The organism is Petroclostridium sp. X23 (assembly GCF_030013905.1).
Lineage (GTDB): Bacteria > Bacillota > Clostridia > SK-Y3 > SK-Y3 > X23.
Genome location: NZ_CP124862.1, coordinates 2,118,839 through 2,136,134, shown reverse-complemented (window position 1 = coordinate 2,136,134; position 17,296 = coordinate 2,118,839). Strand labels below are relative to the sequence as shown.

Here is a 17,296-nt window from a genome sequence, read left to right as displayed (position 1 = left end):
GGGAGCAAGCATGAGCATGTATAAAGAACTTTCTAAAGGTATTATAAAGGATAACCCTACATTGGTGCAGCTGCTTGGAATGTGTCCTACTCTTGCGGTAACTACATCGGTAGTCAATGGGATCGGAATGGGACTTTCAGCAACGGCTGTTTTGGTTGGATCCAATGTGGTGATTTCACTATTAAGAAAACTAATACCATCAAAAGTAAGAATACCGGCATTTATCGTCATAATAGCCGGTTTCGTAACACTCATCGAAATGGCATTGAAAGCATATTTTCCCGATATCGCAAAGCAGTTGGGATTATTTATTCCATTAATCGTTGTTAACTGTATTATACTTGCCAGGGCAGAAGCGTATGCTTCTAAGAATAGTGCAGGGAAATCAGCGATGGATGGTCTCGGTATGGGCTTAGGTTTTACACTGGCTTTGGTGATTTTGGCAAGTGTAAGAGAGATATTAGGGAATGGTTCATTCTTAGGAATGAAATTATTTGGAGATGCATTTGAACCGGCGTTAATTATGATTCTTCCACCGGGTGCGTTTTTAGGGCTTGGGATCATCTTGGGGATCATGAACTGGTGGTCTCAAAGAACAAAGGGGGGTGAAGCATAATGTTAAAGGAATTGATCGTAATAGCGTTAGGAGCAATACTCATTGAAAACTTTGTATTGGTAAAGTTCTTAGGGATCTGTCCTTTCTTAGGAGTATCAAAGAAAGTAGAGACTGCGTTGGGGATGGGTATGGCGGTTACCTTTGTTATGGCACTGGCTTCACTCATTACATGGCTGATTCAGACACTTATTTTAGAACGATTTAATATACAGTATTTGCAGACCATAGCATTTATTTTGGTAATAGCTGCATTAGTTCAGTTTGTTGAAATGGTTATCCAAAAAATGAGTCCGACACTTTATCAAGCTTTGGGGGTTTATTTGCCGCTTATTACCACCAACTGTGCGGTACTTGGGGTAGCAATATTGAATATACAGAAGGAATTTGATTTCATAAGGTCTTTAGTATACGGAACAGCTGCTGCGATAGGATTTACGCTGGCCATCGTGTTGTTTGCCGGTGTTAGAGAAAGACTGGAACTTTCCGATATTCCGAAGCCGCTGCAAGGATTTCCGATTGCGTTAATTACAGCAGCTTTGCTGTCAATCGCATTCCTCGGATTCCAGGGACTGAAGTTTTAATTAACAATTAATAATTAATAGTGAATAGTTAATAATTAATTGTCAATTATTTTAGAATGGGGTGAATTGATGTATGATAGATAAAATACTTGCTCCGGTACTAAGCCTGGGCGGAATGGGGTTAGCTTTTGGATCACTGCTTGCTTATGCATCTCAAAAGTTTGCTGTAGAAGTGGACGAAAGAGTACCTTTGGTGATTGAAGCGCTGCCGGGTGCAAACTGTGGTGGATGCGGATATGCAGGATGCGGTGCTTTTGCGGCAGCAGTTGTAGAAGGTAAAGCACCTGTAAATGGTTGCCCTGTCGGTGGTGCATCTTGTGCTGCAAATGTGGCTGAAATTATGGGTGTGACAGCAGGAGAAGAAGAAAGAAAAATTGCCAGAGTACTTTGTCAGGGTACGAAGGATAATGCAAGAGAAAAATATGAATACTATGGTGTGGATGACTGTGTTGCTGCTTCTAAACTGGGTGGAGGTTCAAAAGGTTGTGCGTACGGCTGTACCGGACTTGGTACATGCGTAAAGGTATGTCCTTTTGATGCGATCAAAATCCAAAACGGAATTGCTGTAATCGATGAGAAAAAATGTACTGCCTGCGGGAAGTGTGTAAGTGCATGTCCTAAAAATATTATTGAATTGGTCCCTGAAAGTGCTGCAACCTGGGTAGTGTGCAAATCAAGAGATAGAGGACCGGAAGTGAAAACTCATTGTGATGTGGGTTGTATTGCATGTAAGATCTGTGAAAAGGCATGTAGGTTTGATGCGATAAAAGTTGAAAATAATATTGCTGTGATTGATTACAGCAAGTGCGTGAATTGTTCACAGTGTGTGGTGAAATGTCCTAAGAAGATCATACACGGGAATAGGGATATGAAGAAGGCATATATCAATGAAGAAGCTTGCATAGGTTGTACGATATGTACGAAACAGTGTAAGTTTGACGCTATAGAGGGTGAACTTAAGAATAAGCATAAGATCATCGAAGACAAATGCGTAGGTTGCGGACAGTGCGTAGTAAAGTGTCCTAAAAAGTGTATAGAGATGAAATAATATCATAGATAGATAGTATTTAGAGTCGAAGTACCATTCTTTGGCTCTTTTTATTTTAAGGAATGATGGAATAATAATCGCGATTTTCAAGCGAGGGATTTTTTGATAGTGCAAGGCGGAGGAGGTGCGAATATATAGATATTTAAGCCGACGACAACGAAGCAATATCGAAAAATAGCCGCTTGAAAAGTGGGAAATTATTATTTTATCATTCCTATAGTTTTAGGGAATACTAAAAAGTGTTTTTACTATTATTTTTTAAGTAGGTGAGGGAAATGGATAAAGTATATGTGACAGGTCATAAGAATCCGGATAGTGATTCCATCTGCGCCTGCATAGGCTATACTGATTTCAAAAAAAAGCTGGGGGCGCAGCAATATATACCATGTAGAATAGGAGAAATAAACGAAGAGACAAAATATATTCTTGATTATTTTAATGTTGATGCTCCGATTTATATTGAAAACGTACAACCTCAAGTGTCGGACATGGATTACTATAATGTAGATGTTATTCCATATGACATGCCTATCAAGAATGCATGGAAGATCATCAGTGAAAAAGGCCAGACTTTACTGCCTATCGAAGATGAAAGCGGAGTATTCAGCGGAATAGTATCGGTAAGTGATATTACGCAGACCTATATTTCTTTGATGGACAATGACTTTCTTGAGAAATATCATGTAAATATCAGATCGCTAATAGAAATATTGGATTCACAGGTTTTATGGGGGGGGGATTTGACGGATAAAATTGCCGGCAGACTTTTTATATACCATAATATCGCTTGGAATGATGCAACTTCTATCAAAGAAAATGATATTATTCTTGTTTCCGGAAATCTTAGCAATGTGATTGAGAGTATGGAATATGACTCGAATTACATATTTGTGGTAGGAGACTTTAAGGACAAGGACGAAGAAGTACTGGCCCAGTATGCCAGCATAAAAAATAAAGTATTGGTGAAGGTAAATTATGATTTGCTATCTGTAATAAGATTAATGAGTCAATGTATTGCTGTAAAAGAGATAATGAAAACTAAAAATATTATCTTTTTTTATGAGAATGAGTATATTGACCGGGTGAAGGATACGATGCTTGAGGCGAAACATCGATATTTCCCAGTGGTTGACTATAATCGACGTATTGTTGGGTCCATATCAAGAAAGCAATTGTTAACCTACAGGAAGAAAAAAGTGGTACTTATAGATCATAATGAAATGAGCCAAACTGTTAAAGGGATAGAACAAGCGGATATATTAGAAATCATTGACCATCACCGGGTAGGAGATATTCAAACAGGAAATCCTATATTTGTCCGGAATGTTCCGGTGGGTAGTTCATCTACGATTATTGGAAATATGTACTTTGAGAATAACTTGAAACCGGATAAGAAAATCGCAGGAATTTTATGTGCGGCTATTATATCTGATACCTTATTATTTAAGTCTCCTACCTGTACCGCTATGGATATAAATACGGCATCATTATTAGCTGAAATTGCTGAGATTGATATAGATACTTTTGGATACGACATGTTAAAGGCCGGTACATCTGTAAGTAAAAAGTCACCTCATGACATATTGAATAATGATATGAAAGAATATAATTTAGGGAAGTATAGATTTAGTATCTCTCAAATTAATACTATGGATCTCAAAGAGCTGCAGGATAAGAAGCTGCAGCTTAGAGAAGTAATGAAAGATAAAGCGGAAAGAGAAAAATATGATGCTGTACTGCTTGTGATTACCGATGTATTGCAACAGGGTTCTGAATTAATAGTAGAAGGGGCGGAAGCAGAAAAGGTGAGGATGGCATTTGGTATTACAGATCTTGAAAAACCAGTATTTCTCGAAGGGGTAGTCTCCCGAAAGAAACAAATTGTACCACGATTGGCAATGACTATCTGAGAAAAACTGGTATTAAAAATTTGCAGGATTTTAGTGTTTTATGTCGAATAATAATATATGCAGGTGTTTATCGATAGGAATGATTATAGAAAGAATATAGGGTGAGTTATGGTAGATTTTATTAAAAAATACAAAGTAATTTTTATTAGTATTGGATTAGTAATAGGGATTGTACTCTTTTCCTATCTAAGCATAGGAAATATCAGTAATCGTTTTTTTTCTAAAAAAGAATCTCCCAAGACTGGACCAATAATTGACCAGGCTGGACAAAAAACTGAGAATATTCCTTTAGGTTTTGAACAATATCTGGTACAGCCAATGGCAAATGTTAAAGTATACCAGCAGCCGGTGAAAGTAAAAGGTATTTATGTTTCAGGATGGATCGCAGGTACAAAAGCACGATTTGATAAACTGTTGCATATGGCAAATACCACTGAATTGAATGCGATGGTCATTGATGTAAAGGAAGATAGGGGAAAACTTACTTATACATCTACCAATGTGGCCTTAGCGAAAGAAGTAGGCGCCCCTGTGAATATGATTGCAGATATCAATGAGATGATGATGATATTAAAACAGAATAACATATTTCCTATTGCACGAATCGTAAGCTTTAAAGACCCTATTGTAAGTGAAAAACGACCTGAACTGGCAATAAAAACAAAAGATGGTTCTATATGGAGAGATGCAAAAGGAAATGCTTGGATGAATCCCTACAACGAGGCATCCTGGCAGTATCTGATTGATATCTCTAAGGAAGCAGCTCAACTGGGTTTTAAAGAGATTCAATTTGATTATGTGCGTTTTCCTACCGATGGAAATGTAAAGATCATCGACTATGGTGAAATTGGCAACACTAAGACAAAAGCTGAGGCAATTTCGGAATTTTTAGCTTATGCAGAAAAGGAGTTAAACCCATTGGGTGTGGATGTATCTGCAGATATTTTTGGTATTGTTCCTGTTGTAAAAGGTGATTATGAAAAAATTGGACAGGATTTAGAGATGATTTCAAAAGATATTGATTATATTTGTCCCATGGTATATCCATCTCATTATGCGAATGTAGCTCAAAATGGTGTAGGGCAAAAGGTAAATGGTGTATTGTTCAAATATCCCGATCTCGACCCTTATGGAGTAGTATATAACACACTGGTTTTGGCAAAGGAACGATTGGATGAAAGCGGAGCAAAGGCTAAAATAAGACCTTGGCTGCAAGATTTTACGGCCTCGTATCTTGGAAGAGGAAATTACCAGGTTTATGGCGGTGAACAAGTAAGGCAGCAAATCAAGGGAACTTATGACGCAGGATTGGAAGAATGGATATTATGGGATCCGGATATGAAATATGCGGAAGACGGATTGATAAAAGATTGATATCACTAATGAAAATGGATTAAAAACCCGAATATTTAGAGAACAGTAATTAATAAGAGATGGGAATCGCCGTAATAAGTTGTTACGAGCAATTCCCATCTTTTTATAACATATGAGCTTATATCATGATCGTGTAAGACTGGAGCATTTTGGTTAACTTATTTTGAATTTCTTTATAGCTTGCAGTAATTCATGAGATATTGTTCGAAGCTCCTCACTCGATGCGGTCATTTCTTGGGCAGATGAAAATTGTTCTTGGGTTGATGCCGCTACATATTCTATTGCTCTTGTGCTTTCTTCAACTAAAGTGGCTATATCATCAATAGTGTCATCAACTTCTTTAGAATTTGCGTCCAAAATTTTGGCCGCCTGCGACATATTATCTATTCGGGTTTTTACTTCTATGAATTCTTGAAGTATACTATTGAAAACTTCTGATATTTTGTCAGTAGCCTCTTCCTGACTTCTGGATATTTGATTAAGATTATTCATTTCACTAGCCGTATAATTTACTGAAAGCTGTATATCATTAATTAAATTCTTGATAGTTTCTGTAGCTTTTTGGGATTGATCAGCTAAATTTCTTACTTCGTCTGCAACAACAGCAAATCCTTTTCCCGATTCACCTGCTCTTGCAGCTTCTATTGCTGCATTTAATGCCAGTAAATTTGTTTGTTCTGCTATAATCTTTATGACATCAATAATCTTGACAATTTCCTTCGATTTTTCTGATAGAGTTGAAACGTAGTCTGCTACTCTTTGTGTAGAATTTCTATTTTCATTCACTTTATTTTTTTGGTGATCAATAACAATTACACTATTGTCAACTGTATTCTTTACGTCGTTTATAAATATTTCTAGTTGCCGGGAGTTATTATTAATCCTATCGATTTCTTGTAATAGCTCGTGAATCTTTTTATTTCCTTTACTAACAGATGACATTTGTTGGTTTGCACTTGTTGCCAACTCTGACATTGTTTGCGCCACTTGCTGAGATATATTGGTGTTTTGCTCAATCATCTCTAACATATTATCAGATGTTGTGCTTACATTGGATCCCATATCAGTTATATCTAAAAACAAGCTTTTTATATTATCTATCATGGCATTAAAGTTGTTAGCGAATATACCTATTTCATCAGTAGTCTTAACATTTACTTTAGCTGTTAAATCTCCGGATCCTAGTTGCTCTGTAATTTGGGTCATTTCTAAAATAGGTTTAATTATTTTAGAAGCAAAAATATAAGAGATTAGCATTGATATAGCTATAATAATCAATGTTGTTATAAGCGTAGTAACCAACAATTGATTTAATTCGGTTTTTACAAAATCCATGCTCATCGATGCATTTATAGTATAATCTCTACCTCTAGCATCTTTAAAGGGAATGGAGACGATATATAAATCACCATATATCGTTTCGAGACTATCTATATGTTTTTTACCTTCTGCTATTGTAATCCGGCTTTCATTACCTAAGGCCTCATCCGGTTGTCCCAAAAATGCATAATGGCCTTCTTCTTTTTCCTTATCAACAGAAGAACCGGAGCTTGTTAGAAGCTCGTCATCTATTACAATCATGGACCATATATATATTAAGTCCAGATCTTTACAAATACTATTCCATCGCCGTACAATATTCATATATTCTTTATCAGATACAGAGTGTCTATTGTAAATTTTATCATGGTATCCGGCCAGCAGATATTTTGCGTTATATACCACAGCTTCTAACTTTTTATCAATTGAATTTAAAAGCGATTTCTTTTGTTTATTATACATTAATAGTCCCAAAATACTGCTAATGAAGATACTGATAAGTATTACGATGAGTATGAATTTTTGTTTCAAGCCTAATTTCATATTATTATATCCATCCTTTCATTTTTAGATAGAAGAGGGTTACAGCTAATGATGAAGGCAGCTCCTAATTATTATCAATAGCGATGACGAATGATGACAGATGAAATGCATGTTGCTATAGGAGGCTGTAATACAATGTGACTCAGCATGTTGAGGAAACTAGGTTAGGGACCGGTACTACTAATATAATTATTCTTGAGGGGTAGATACTCGGACAACACCTATGTTTGATTTCCAAATGGTCAATTACTTTTTTACACCCTCCTATAGCGGTATAAAGAATACTTTTAGAAAAGTATACTTTATTATAATGCAAAATGCGTGCCAAATATGAATGCATCAATAGTCTTTCAATAAAAGCTGAGAAACAGCCTGTTTTTTGAAAAAACAATCATTATTATAGTTGGAAAGAATATATACATACAAAGGAGATTCCCAAAATAAGACCATTGAGTTTTATTTTGGGAATCTTGTGGATAAGTACTCCAGAATTTAATATTGTTTTATCCATATTTTAGTGGTAAAATATACATTATAATTATTTATGCTATATAGTATAAGGGAGGAATGAAGATGTTTAAAAGTCCTGAACAAATGGTTAATGAATATAAGGAAGAGATGAGAGGCGGAAAGGGAACAGTTGAGCTTTTGCATATTTTTCAACAAGATGAGCTTAAAGGTAAATGCCGAATATTTGCAAAAATCACTATGAACCCTGGCTGTTCAATTGGATTACACCCCCATGAGAATGAAGAGGAAGTATACTATATTTTGAGCGGCACAGGTACAGTGAATGATAATGGAAATATAAAAGAAGTCAAGGTAGGAGATGCTGTCCTAACTGGTGGAGGAGCGCAACATAGTATAGAAAATACGGGAGACCAACCGTTAGTACTTATGGCAGTAGTTTTACTATATTAATATGAGATCGTCAATTTTTACAAAGGAGAGTACTCGGTACTCTCCTTTGTAAGTTAGAAAATGTTAACCAAATCATTATAGCAATTTTAGATTTGAGCAAGTTGTTAAGTAATGAGGAAGAAGAGGGATTTGAAAGCATGGAATGTTCAATTCTATAATTTTTAAAATTCTCAAAATTAATAAAATCTTAATTTTATGTTTTTTAATGGTAATTGTAACAAAAAGTAAGTAACATAAAAACATCTCTTTTTTACAAACTAATATAGGAGGTGTTTTTGTGAAAAAAAAGATATTGATCATATTTATAATTGCAATGATGGTTACGGTTCCGGTCTTCGCTCAGTCACTTACCTATACGGTAAAATCCGGTGACAGCATGTGGAAAATCGCAGTGAAATACCAAATAGGACTCAGTGAGATTATCGCTGCGAATCCTCAGATAAAAAATCCGGCACTTATTTATCCCGGACAGAAAATTACAGTTCCCAATATTGACGATATCAAGGTACAGGAAAATGAAGTCATACGTTTGGTGAATGCTGAAAGAGCAAAGAATGGATTACCGGCATTAAAAGCAAATTGGGAGTTATCAAGGGTAGCTAGATATAAGTCTCAAGATATGATTAATAAAGGATATTTCTCACACCAATCTCCAACTTACGGGTCGCCCTTTAAAATGATGGAATCATTTGGAATACGTTATTCTGCAGCGGGAGAGAACATCGCTAAGGGGCAGAGAACACCGGCGGAAGTAATGAATGCATGGATGAATTCACAGGGCCATAGAAGTAATATATTAAGTCCTTCATATACACAAATCGGTGTAGGACTCGCAAAAGATAAAAATGGTGTGGCTTACTGGACGCAGATGTTTATAAAACCGTATTAAATAACTTTAAGTAATAAGAAGACGAATTAATTCATTTATACTATTATAGTATAGAATTAATTCGCTTCTTACTTAATCCTATTACATGTCGGATATCTCTATATAATGAAATTACTGCTGCTGCTGTTGGTTAAGTTGATTATTTTGATTTAAATAGTCTAGTCTACTATTAAGATAATTAATATGTTTGTTAATATCAGATTTCATTTCGTTAAACATATTCTTTGCAGACTGATCTTCAGTAGATAGAGCCATCGTTGCATAACTACCTTTTGCAGCTTCACATGATGCGATTGCTTTTTGTAAATCACTTTGAACTGTCAAATTTAATCACCTCGCTTTCTACCAAAGTTTATTTTAACCAGAATTATATTTTAGATTCTATAAAATTTTAGTAAAATATATATTTTTTAGATGTTCGGTAATACATAAATGCGGATATAAAATTCTAAGATATGTTTGTATTCAGGAAATGAGGTGACATACTTAAACAAGAGGAAACAACGGTGTAATCTCATTGTTTCCTCTTGTTTTATTGTTTCCATTTTAAGAATTTATTTTCAAGCCAAGCGACACCTTGATACATTAGGGCTGCAATAACTGCTAATATAATGACGCTAGTCATTACAAGGTCGAGCTTGAAAACCTGGCCTCCATATACGATCAGGTATCCCAAGCCTGCTTTGGATACAAGAAACTCTCCTACGATGACCCCTACCCATGATAAGCCAACATTGATCTTAAGAGCAGATATAATGGTGGGAACACTTGCGGGAAGAACTACTTTTGTTAGTATTTGTTTTTTAGTAGCACCAAAGGTTTTCAATAGTTTGATTTTATCTTCATCAACTTCCAAAAATCCGCTTAGTACCCCTAGAATGGTTACTACAAACGATATAAACAATGCCATTACTATAATTGCAGGTTGGCCTGCGCCTACCCATACGATAATGATGGGCCCTAAAGCGGTTTTGGGCAAGCTATTCAATACAACAAGATATGGGTCCAGCACTTTTGTAAGAAAATTGGACCACCACATCATAATTGCTACACCTGTACCCAGTAATGTGCCAAGAACAAAGCCAATGACTGTTTCGTAAGTGGTTATGAACGTATGCATATATAAGGAACCGTCATGATGTAAGTTAACTAGTGTTTTCCATACTCTTGACGGTTGGCTCATTATAAATGGGTCAATGATTTTTAGTTGTCCTGCAAGTTCCCATAAGGCAATAAATACAAAGAGTATAGTAATACGTGTTACGTGTATAAGTGCCTGGCGCTGTTTTACCCGTTTGAGCCATAGTAAGTGTTCGTAAGAAGTATTCTCCTGTATATTAATTTTAGTAGTATTATTCAACATGTACATCTAGCTCCTTCCATATTTTATTAAAGTAATATCTGAACTCAGGAGCTTCTCTTCTTCCTAAAGGAGTACAATTTGTGCAGGTAAGTTCTATACTATGTATGTTTTTAATTGAAGCGGGACGTTGTGATAATACCACTACTTTATCCGACATAGACATAGCTTCTGCTATATCTACATAAATGCTACTCTAGATACAAAAAAACTATTCAAAGATCTTTATGTCCAAATGTTTACCATCCCAAATGATTTCTCTTACTATTTCTTTTAATGCCCTTTTCTTTTCATCAAATTCCATATCATCAACAGAACTAGCGAATGATTTTACAAAGTTCTTAATAACCTCAATATTCATTTGCTCAATTATGTTTGATTCCTGGGCATCTTCTGAAGTATTCAATTCATGCTTAATATCCGCAATCTTTTTATCCAGCGTTTCGATCTGCTGGATAATATATTTCGCGGCTGCAGAAGAATTATTCTGAGATAATTGAATGGTTAAGTTACTGATAGAAGTTTCATGTTGCTTAAGTTCCTTCTCTAGCTTTAATTTGTTTGTCGCAGTTTTTTTGGATATCTTAGAAAGTCCTTGCTTCTTATCGTCTAGATCTTTAAGCCACCCATCCGCGTCTGAAGCCATTTTTTTAAAATGCTCTATGACTAATTGTTCCGCTTTTTGTCCATTAAGGTTTTTCATATCACATTGGGTTCCCCGGGAACGCTCTTTCAGTAAACATTTATAATAATGATGCATTATCTCGCCGTTTTGCACTTTATACGATACACGCAGCTTTGATTTACACTTTGCGCATGTAAGGAGTGGAGTGAGTAAGGCAACTTTACTGGTTCCGGTGCGAGGAGCTTTTACACTATTTTCTTCAATCATTTTCTGCACTTTTATCCAATCAATAGAATTGATGATTCCGGGGTGTTTACCAATTGCGATAATCCATTCGCATTTATCTCTTAATTTATTTCTTTTGCCTTTCTTTTCAATATTCTTATTATAAACAAAAACACCATGCTTCCCGTCAAATTCTTTTTTAGTATTCGCGATATCCGAGTTTGCTCTTTCAAAATATTCATATAACAATTCATCAGCTATCGCATATACCGGATTTGTTAGGATAGACCTTAAAGCTGACTTATCGTAATTTTTACTATTTTTCGACTGGATAGTATTTTCAAAGCAGTATCCTTCCAGTTGCGTTAAACTTCCCAATTCAATATATTTAGAATATAAAAGTTTTACCGTTTCAAGTTCTTCAGGGATAGGAGAGAGCGTATACATTTTCTTTTTGTTCATGCTGCTATCATAATATGTTATTGGCTCGCTTTTGTAACCGGTTGGGGTAATACCGCCCAGCCACCTTCCGGATCGTGCGAGCTGCAGCATATTATCCCGTATACGTTCAGCAATCGTTTCTCTCTCAAGTTGGGCAAATACAGAAGCAATGAACATCATCGCTCTTCCCAGGGGCGTAGAGGTATCAAATTGCTCACGTATTGAAACGAATGCTATGTTATTGTCCTGAAGTAAATTAATCAAATTTGAAAAGTCAGATATATTCCTGCTAATACGGTCAAGGCGATAACAAATAAGAACATCGAATTTCTTTTTCTTTGCAGCGTCCATCATTTTTTGGAAATGTGGCCTATCTGTATTTCCGCCGGAAAAGCCTTCATCTTCATATACCAATATATTATCTGCGTTAAAATGCTTTTCCGCATATTCCTTACATAATGATATCTGGTTTTCAACTGATTCACCTTTACCGGTAAACTTAGACTTTCTTGAATAAATAGAAATAATCATATAATCACCCTGAAAAATTAATAGTATCTTTCAATATATACTTATTCATGACAACTGGTTCTTATTTGAAGTTAGATATATTAGTAAAACTTTATCTGCGTTTTTTCAAAAATATGAATCGAGGGCAAGTTATAAAGGTATAAATATCTCTTATTATCTATATCCCAGAGTGGATCCTTTCTTGCCATGAATTTAAATTTCTGCAGTAAGAATTCCGGTGTAACCATAAAATAATCGGCCAGCTGGGGAAGGGAAGTGGAGATAACAATTATATTTTTGTATATGCTTTAGAAAATTAATGAAAGTAAAAGAGAATTGAAAGGAATGGCGAAATAAAAACTTTGACAATTGAACATATGGTTAAGATACATGAAAATACTATGCCGTGTATATAGAAAAAGTATTTCCCTATTATTACACGGCCTGGTATCAAAAGAGACTGTAATAAATATTGTGTATGAATTTGACCAGAAATGAGTCTTTTCAAATCAGATACACAGAATTATGTACACTCCCTTCCGAAGAGAAATATCCTTTGTTACACTTTCGGTATAGCCCGTCAATACTAGAAGTGCATACAAATTCTTTACATTCCTCACATACATCATAAACATATGATTTGCGACACCGTAATGCTATATATAAATTCCTATCAATTTGATGCACAAGATCATCGAGCCAGCTTCCGCCAGCTACTTTATCAAGCTCTTCGTCATATAATTCAGTAACCTTCTGATCAGAGGGTGTAAATTCTTTCAATTCTTCTTGATTGAACTCGTATCCAGCTTCTTTTAAAATAGCAAAAAGTTCAGATTTGGTTTTTACTTCTTTAAGCTTATCTAAAAATACGGGGTCATTTTTAAATTTTTCAATATTTTCTTTTGTCACAATGTTCACCTCGAAGTTTTTTATGTTGTAACTATTTATACGAACCAACTTTTAAAGTAGCTCAATAAGGATGATTAGAAAGTAACTATCGAAATTATTGTTTAAAATCAATCTCAATGGGACCATTAAGTTGCATACTAATCATTTTACAATCTGCACATGCTTCTTAATCTTGAATGTATCTACGATTTTAGAATTAACAATGGAATAAGTCAATGAAATTTTTTTGATAGTAAAATTACCAAATGTATAAGTAGAGATGTTGCGCTTTCCGAAGACATCGCAGAAAGAAAAGTGGGGTGATTCAAATCGACAGTATAGCATCAATCAAAAACAAAATTCAAAAGTATTGTGAACTCAAAGACATCAACCAAGATGATCTTGCACGAGAGTTAGGCATATCAAGAAGCTATCTATCCAAGTTAGAAAATCATAGATATCCTGAGGGGACGGATTTAATAGTAAAGGTATGTTTGTACTTCGGGGTGGGATTGGGGGAGATGTTCTATATTGAAGTAAAGGAAGGGGGTGATGGGGATGGAGAAATTAGTAATGGAGACAGACATTTATAAAGAATATCCAGGGTCATTAGATCAAATTTGTGTTTCGATCTTGAGTAGGCTAAGTAAGGAGCTTAAAGAGATGGGACTACCAGAAATCAGTTCTTTTAAAGGAACATTCAGCTACGACAGCAGCAGTGAAAAAATTACTGTCATAGCAAAAATCAATTAATGTATAGAAAGTTGGGATTAGGTTTTATTTGGGGAGATCATCAAATTATTAATTTACAGTTGATAGCTCTATAAAAATTCAGCTTATTTTTAAGTTGTAGTAATAGGACAAATTTTGCCATTAATACAATTGTACTGATAGGGGTTGAGAGCATGAGCAAGCAAGAAATAGAAGTAAGGATATTTAAACCGTCTGAAGAAAGAGTACGCCAGCTGGTAACAAAAGCTTGGGTTAATTACACAATGGGAAGAATCAACAGACTCCCGGAGGAACAGCGCTTACCAGTTCTTGAAGCTGTAATAGCGGAGGCTAGAAAAACGTTAATTAACTAAACATGACTCATTTAAGGACAATCAGGATAGGGAATGAACTGAGAAGGTTTAGGGTCAGGATGCACCTGCCGCAGGAATGCATAGCCCACATGGGCAATGTAAGCCAGAAGGACATTTCAAAAATGAAAAACGGAAAGAAATACCGCCGGAGTTTTTAAACAACCTAGTGAAAGGTTTCCGGTACGCGGCATCATTGAAAGCGCAGCACGTATTCGAAAAAAAGACGGAGTTCTTCTCGGTACCGTATTTGAATGCGGTGGACAAGCATGTTAGTCAAATTAAAAGATATAAACGGAGCTTGCCGGGGATATGAGCGAAGTCCAAAATGAGAATGTCTTTGAAAGCGATAACTACAAAGTTGCTGACGATGAAGGAAAGAATGAAGACCAAAAGTCAGGACAAGAAAATGAACAGCAGGAGATAAAATAAAAAACCTGCCGGGTTGCCCATCCAGCAGGTTTTGGGGGAAATTAATTATGTAACATGGAGAACATGCTCTTATTACGTCATTGCAAGTTGCTGATACGCCTTTGCATCGTATAGGGGCATGTGACCCAATATTTATAGTATGACCACTTTTATAGCAGATTATTCCTTGTTTTTTTATAAGAGGAGGTATCCGAATGCATATTTTTACACTTATCCATCTTCTGATGGTTCTTATGCGCATTGGGATTTTAGGTTTTACAGCAGTCTTTTTCAAAAAATAATCAGGCAAGATTTGCAGAGCAGCGAATACGGATTATCCGGATGAGGAGGAAATCGAAAGATAAGTGTCGAATATATTAAACTAAAAAAGCTTTTTGGACTATCCTTCTTCATGACATTTGAAAATTTTGCACTGTCCTACTTATCAGCTTACTTTTAACTATTGATGTATAAGTAATATCTGCTATGTTGTAGTGCAAAATATTTTGCAGCGCAAAACTTCCAAATGTCAGCCCTAGAACCGTCCCCGTGTTACATTTTTGAACGAGTATGTAATATACTTAGTGTGACGTATATAGTATGTCAAAAAAGATACCTAGTCTACTGAAAAATAACCAAAAGAATATCGGAACAAGACCAATGAAGTAGAGAAATGTAATTACTCTTGTTACAGAAAACTGTCCTAAAGTCATAAGAAATTTACCTAGAGACACCGATCCGTCAGCATATTGCGTAACCGAATGGAAGTTATGATAGTGACCTCCCGGTGCTTCTATACTTGGGCCAGTAGTAAAGTAGAAATGGTGTATATGACCGTCATCATACGTAGTAAAACTATGCATGATATGCGTATGTCCTGGCATATCACTGCCTGCGTAGGTTACATCAAGATATCTATGTCTGTGCCGGTCATCTAAAGAAGTAGCACCTTCAAAAGTGTGTGTATGCATATAAAAATCACCTCAGAATATTTTATGTTAATCAGAGGTGATATGTTACTAAAGATAGATTAATGGAGGTCTAAGGCAGGACGTAATGCCCTACCTTAGATGAGAGTAAATAAACTGCAATAGTTTGTAAAATAGAAACTTGATCTTACTATGCAACTTTTTTTACCTCCATTATATGGTTAAGTTACATAATATGTTTTGATACTTATATTTGTGTATGTTGAGGCTACATAACAGATTAAACTGAGGGCGAACTATGTTTAATAAGTATGAAGTATATGGAATATATTTTACTGTCTGATAATATAAATAAAATAAATGCTCTTTAAAATATTATTAGCTGGTGTAAATAAAAAACTGCTATTGTGACGGAATAGCAGTTAAAAAATGGAGGGATACTTGTTACCCTAGCTTTTCTTACGATTTTCAAATTGGGATGATAGGTAGATAAGTAAATTTACACCAGTTGATAATAGAAATAAGTCGCGGCTTTTTTCAGAAGGGTTGATAAAAAAATTGGTTAGAGTTCCACTACTTAGGCTCAAAAGAATTTTGGCAAGCACTTCATTCATACTCATTTTGTTCACCTCCTTGTGAACAAATTCAGAGCCTGTGATAGGATGAAATATATATTTGTCCGTATTTAATATTTATGCTTATATGCACAATTTTATGACAAGTTTTATCAAAGAAGACGAGCTTTTATGCTCTTTTTTTATTTGCAAAGGATAGATTAACGTATCATAGTTTCTTGTCGAAATTTGCGATATTTAATTCTTTCTTCTCGCAGGATTTTATATGATGTCCAGAGAATAGATAACTGAATAAAACATACGTAAAACTTAAATTTAATGATGCTGTTTATGCTAACAGCGTATTTTACATTTGTAGAATATTGTGCACCAACAATAATTCACATAATGAAAGGTCTAAACAAACATGGATATAAGATATAACGCACCTTCAGCGATGGAATATATTTCTTTAAGGCTAAAAACAGGAATGGGAACAAAAGATATACTAAAAACAGAGACTGCATTGAAAAACTCATTGTTTATTGTTTCTTTATGGGATAATGATAGTTTAATTGGTTTTGGAAGAATTGTCGGTGACGGAGGTATAACCTATGTTGTTTCTGATATTATGGTAGATCCTGATTATCAACGTAACGGTCTAGGGAAAGTGATTATGAGAGAAATTGATTCTTATTTAAATAAAAATACAGACGAGAATGCATATGTATGTCTGATTGCCAATAAACCAGCAGATATACTATATTGTCAATTTGGTTTTAATTATGTGGATCCTGAGTCATGTGGTATGAAGAGAAAGCAAAATAAAGGGTAAGACGATTTTGCATATGAATAAGATCGGCATGATTTATTGAAAGGGGTTAATTATGTGGGAATATACAACAGAAACTTTTAATAGTCTTTTTGATACGGAAAAAAGTTTAAAGAAAAAAAGTAATAAAGTGCTTGAACAGTATGGAAAAGAAGGCTGGGAACTTGTTAATTTTCAATGTGTGGGTGCATTCGGTTCTATGATGGTATTTGTATTTAAAAGAGAAAAGAAGTAAGA

At 35.2% G+C, this 17,296-nt stretch carries 19 protein-coding genes and 1 pseudogene; 12 read left to right on the top strand and 8 right to left on the bottom strand.

Annotation, left to right across the window (positions count from 1 at the left end; translation table 11 throughout):
• The first annotated feature begins 10 nt into the window (after window positions 1–10).
• The 5 genes from QKW49_RS10180 (at window position 11) to QKW49_RS10160 (ending at window position 5,529) form a co-directional block, all read left to right on the top strand.
• Window positions 11–616 (top strand): electron transport complex subunit E, encoded by a 606-nt coding sequence (locus QKW49_RS10180; RefSeq protein WP_282867432.1) that lies wholly within the window; start codon window positions 11–13, stop codon window positions 614–616.
• Entirely contained in the window at window positions 616–1,197 is a 582-nt protein-coding gene (gene rsxA / locus QKW49_RS10175; protein WP_282867431.1) for an electron transport complex subunit RsxA, read from the top strand. Before QKW49_RS10180 ends, rsxA begins: the two co-directional genes overlap by 1 nt.
• Before the next feature lie 73 nt (window positions 1,198–1,270).
• The gene (gene rnfB / locus QKW49_RS10170) at window positions 1,271–2,245 is read left to right on the top strand and encodes an RnfABCDGE type electron transport complex subunit B (RefSeq protein WP_282867430.1); all 975 of its coding nucleotides are present in this window, start codon (window positions 1,271–1,273) and stop codon (window positions 2,243–2,245) included.
• 275 nt (window positions 2,246–2,520) lie between these two features.
• Window positions 2,521–4,155, top strand: coding sequence for a putative manganese-dependent inorganic diphosphatase (locus tag QKW49_RS10165; protein WP_282867429.1), 1,635 nt, complete (start codon window positions 2,521–2,523; stop codon window positions 4,153–4,155).
• Between the two features lie 108 nt (window positions 4,156–4,263).
• Window positions 4,264–5,529 carry a putative glycoside hydrolase gene (locus QKW49_RS10160; RefSeq protein ID WP_282867428.1) on the top strand — a complete coding sequence of 422 codons (1,266 nt, stop codon included), beginning with the start codon at window positions 4,264–4,266 and terminating at the stop codon, window positions 5,527–5,529.
• A 153-nt stretch (window positions 5,530–5,682) separates the two neighbouring features.
• Here the strand turns inward: QKW49_RS10160 and QKW49_RS10155 are convergent, their stop codons facing one another.
• Window positions 5,683–7,392: a methyl-accepting chemotaxis protein gene (locus QKW49_RS10155; protein WP_282867427.1), complete on the bottom strand. Its 1,710-nt coding sequence runs from the start codon at window positions 7,390–7,392 to the stop codon at window positions 5,683–5,685.
• 573 nt (window positions 7,393–7,965) lie between these two features.
• Between QKW49_RS10155 and QKW49_RS10150 the strand changes: the two genes are divergently transcribed.
• Together QKW49_RS10150 and safA are read left to right on the top strand one after the other, a co-directional pair.
• Window positions 7,966–8,313: a cupin domain-containing protein gene (locus QKW49_RS10150; RefSeq protein ID WP_282867426.1), complete on the top strand. Its 348-nt coding sequence runs from the start codon at window positions 7,966–7,968 to the stop codon at window positions 8,311–8,313.
• 277 nt (window positions 8,314–8,590) lie between these two features.
• Complete coding sequence (gene safA, locus QKW49_RS10145) at window positions 8,591–9,202, top strand: SafA/ExsA family spore coat assembly protein (RefSeq protein WP_282867425.1); 612 nt, start codon at window positions 8,591–8,593, stop codon at window positions 9,200–9,202.
• Between the two features lie 111 nt (window positions 9,203–9,313).
• Here safA and QKW49_RS10140 read toward each other — a convergent pair whose 3' ends face one another.
• The 5 genes and pseudogenes from QKW49_RS10140 to QKW49_RS10120 form a co-directional block, all read right to left on the bottom strand.
• Window positions 9,314–9,526, bottom strand: coding sequence for a DUF1657 domain-containing protein (locus tag QKW49_RS10140; RefSeq protein WP_282867424.1), 213 nt, complete (start codon window positions 9,524–9,526; stop codon window positions 9,314–9,316).
• Window positions 9,527–9,734: 208 nt separating this feature from the next.
• Window positions 9,735–10,565 carry an ABC transporter permease gene (locus QKW49_RS10135; RefSeq protein ID WP_282868106.1) on the bottom strand — a complete coding sequence of 277 codons (831 nt, stop codon included), beginning with the start codon at window positions 10,563–10,565 and terminating at the stop codon, window positions 9,735–9,737.
• Window positions 10,555–10,743 (bottom strand): annotated as a pseudogene (locus tag QKW49_RS10130) (spermidine/putrescine ABC transporter ATP-binding protein); the annotation flags it as partial. The gene QKW49_RS10135 and the pseudogene QKW49_RS10130, both read right to left, overlap by 11 nt.
• Before the next feature lie 30 nt (window positions 10,744–10,773).
• A complete protein-coding gene (locus tag QKW49_RS10125) occupies window positions 10,774–12,384 on the bottom strand; it encodes a recombinase family protein (protein ID WP_282867423.1) in 1,611 nt (536 codons plus the stop codon).
• A 483-nt stretch (window positions 12,385–12,867) separates the two neighbouring features.
• Window positions 12,868–13,272: a Nif11-like leader peptide family natural product precursor gene (locus QKW49_RS10120; RefSeq protein ID WP_282867422.1), complete on the bottom strand. Its 405-nt coding sequence runs from the start codon at window positions 13,270–13,272 to the stop codon at window positions 12,868–12,870.
• Between the two features lie 299 nt (window positions 13,273–13,571).
• Here QKW49_RS10120 and QKW49_RS10115 point away from each other — a divergent pair, with 299 nt between their 5' ends.
• The 3 genes from QKW49_RS10115 to QKW49_RS10105 all read left to right on the top strand — a co-directional run bounded on the left by QKW49_RS10115 (window position 13,572) and on the right by QKW49_RS10105 (window position 14,336).
• Window positions 13,572–13,844 carry a helix-turn-helix transcriptional regulator gene (locus QKW49_RS10115; RefSeq protein WP_282867421.1) on the top strand — a complete coding sequence of 91 codons (273 nt, stop codon included), beginning with the start codon at window positions 13,572–13,574 and terminating at the stop codon, window positions 13,842–13,844.
• A complete protein-coding gene (locus QKW49_RS10110; protein ID WP_282867420.1) occupies window positions 13,825–14,004 on the top strand; it encodes a hypothetical protein in 180 nt (59 codons plus the stop codon). Before QKW49_RS10115 ends, QKW49_RS10110 begins: the two co-directional genes overlap by 20 nt.
• 152 nt (window positions 14,005–14,156) lie before the next feature.
• Window positions 14,157–14,336 carry a hypothetical protein gene (locus tag QKW49_RS10105; RefSeq protein WP_282867419.1) on the top strand — a complete coding sequence of 60 codons (180 nt, stop codon included), beginning with the start codon at window positions 14,157–14,159 and terminating at the stop codon, window positions 14,334–14,336.
• 989 nt (window positions 14,337–15,325) lie between these two features.
• Here the strand turns inward: QKW49_RS10105 and QKW49_RS10100 are convergent.
• Both QKW49_RS10100 and QKW49_RS10095 read right to left on the bottom strand, forming a co-directional pair.
• Window positions 15,326–15,715 carry a hypothetical protein gene (locus tag QKW49_RS10100; protein ID WP_282867418.1) on the bottom strand — a complete coding sequence of 130 codons (390 nt, stop codon included), beginning with the start codon at window positions 15,713–15,715 and terminating at the stop codon, window positions 15,326–15,328.
• 407 nt (window positions 15,716–16,122) lie between these two features.
• Window positions 16,123–16,293, bottom strand: coding sequence for a hypothetical protein (locus QKW49_RS10095; RefSeq protein WP_282867417.1), 171 nt, complete (start codon window positions 16,291–16,293; stop codon window positions 16,123–16,125).
• Window positions 16,294–16,654: 361 nt separating this feature from the next.
• On the opposite strand from QKW49_RS10095, the gene QKW49_RS10090 reads away from it, so the two are divergent.
• Window positions 16,655–17,062, top strand: a complete 408-nt coding sequence (locus tag QKW49_RS10090; protein ID WP_282867416.1) for a GNAT family N-acetyltransferase — start codon at window positions 16,655–16,657, stop codon at window positions 17,060–17,062.
• Window positions 17,063–17,114: 52 nt separating this feature from the next.
• Entirely contained in the window at window positions 17,115–17,294 is a 180-nt protein-coding gene (locus QKW49_RS10085; protein WP_282867415.1) for a DUF4177 domain-containing protein, read from the top strand.
• Window positions 17,295–17,296 lie beyond the last annotated feature (2 nt).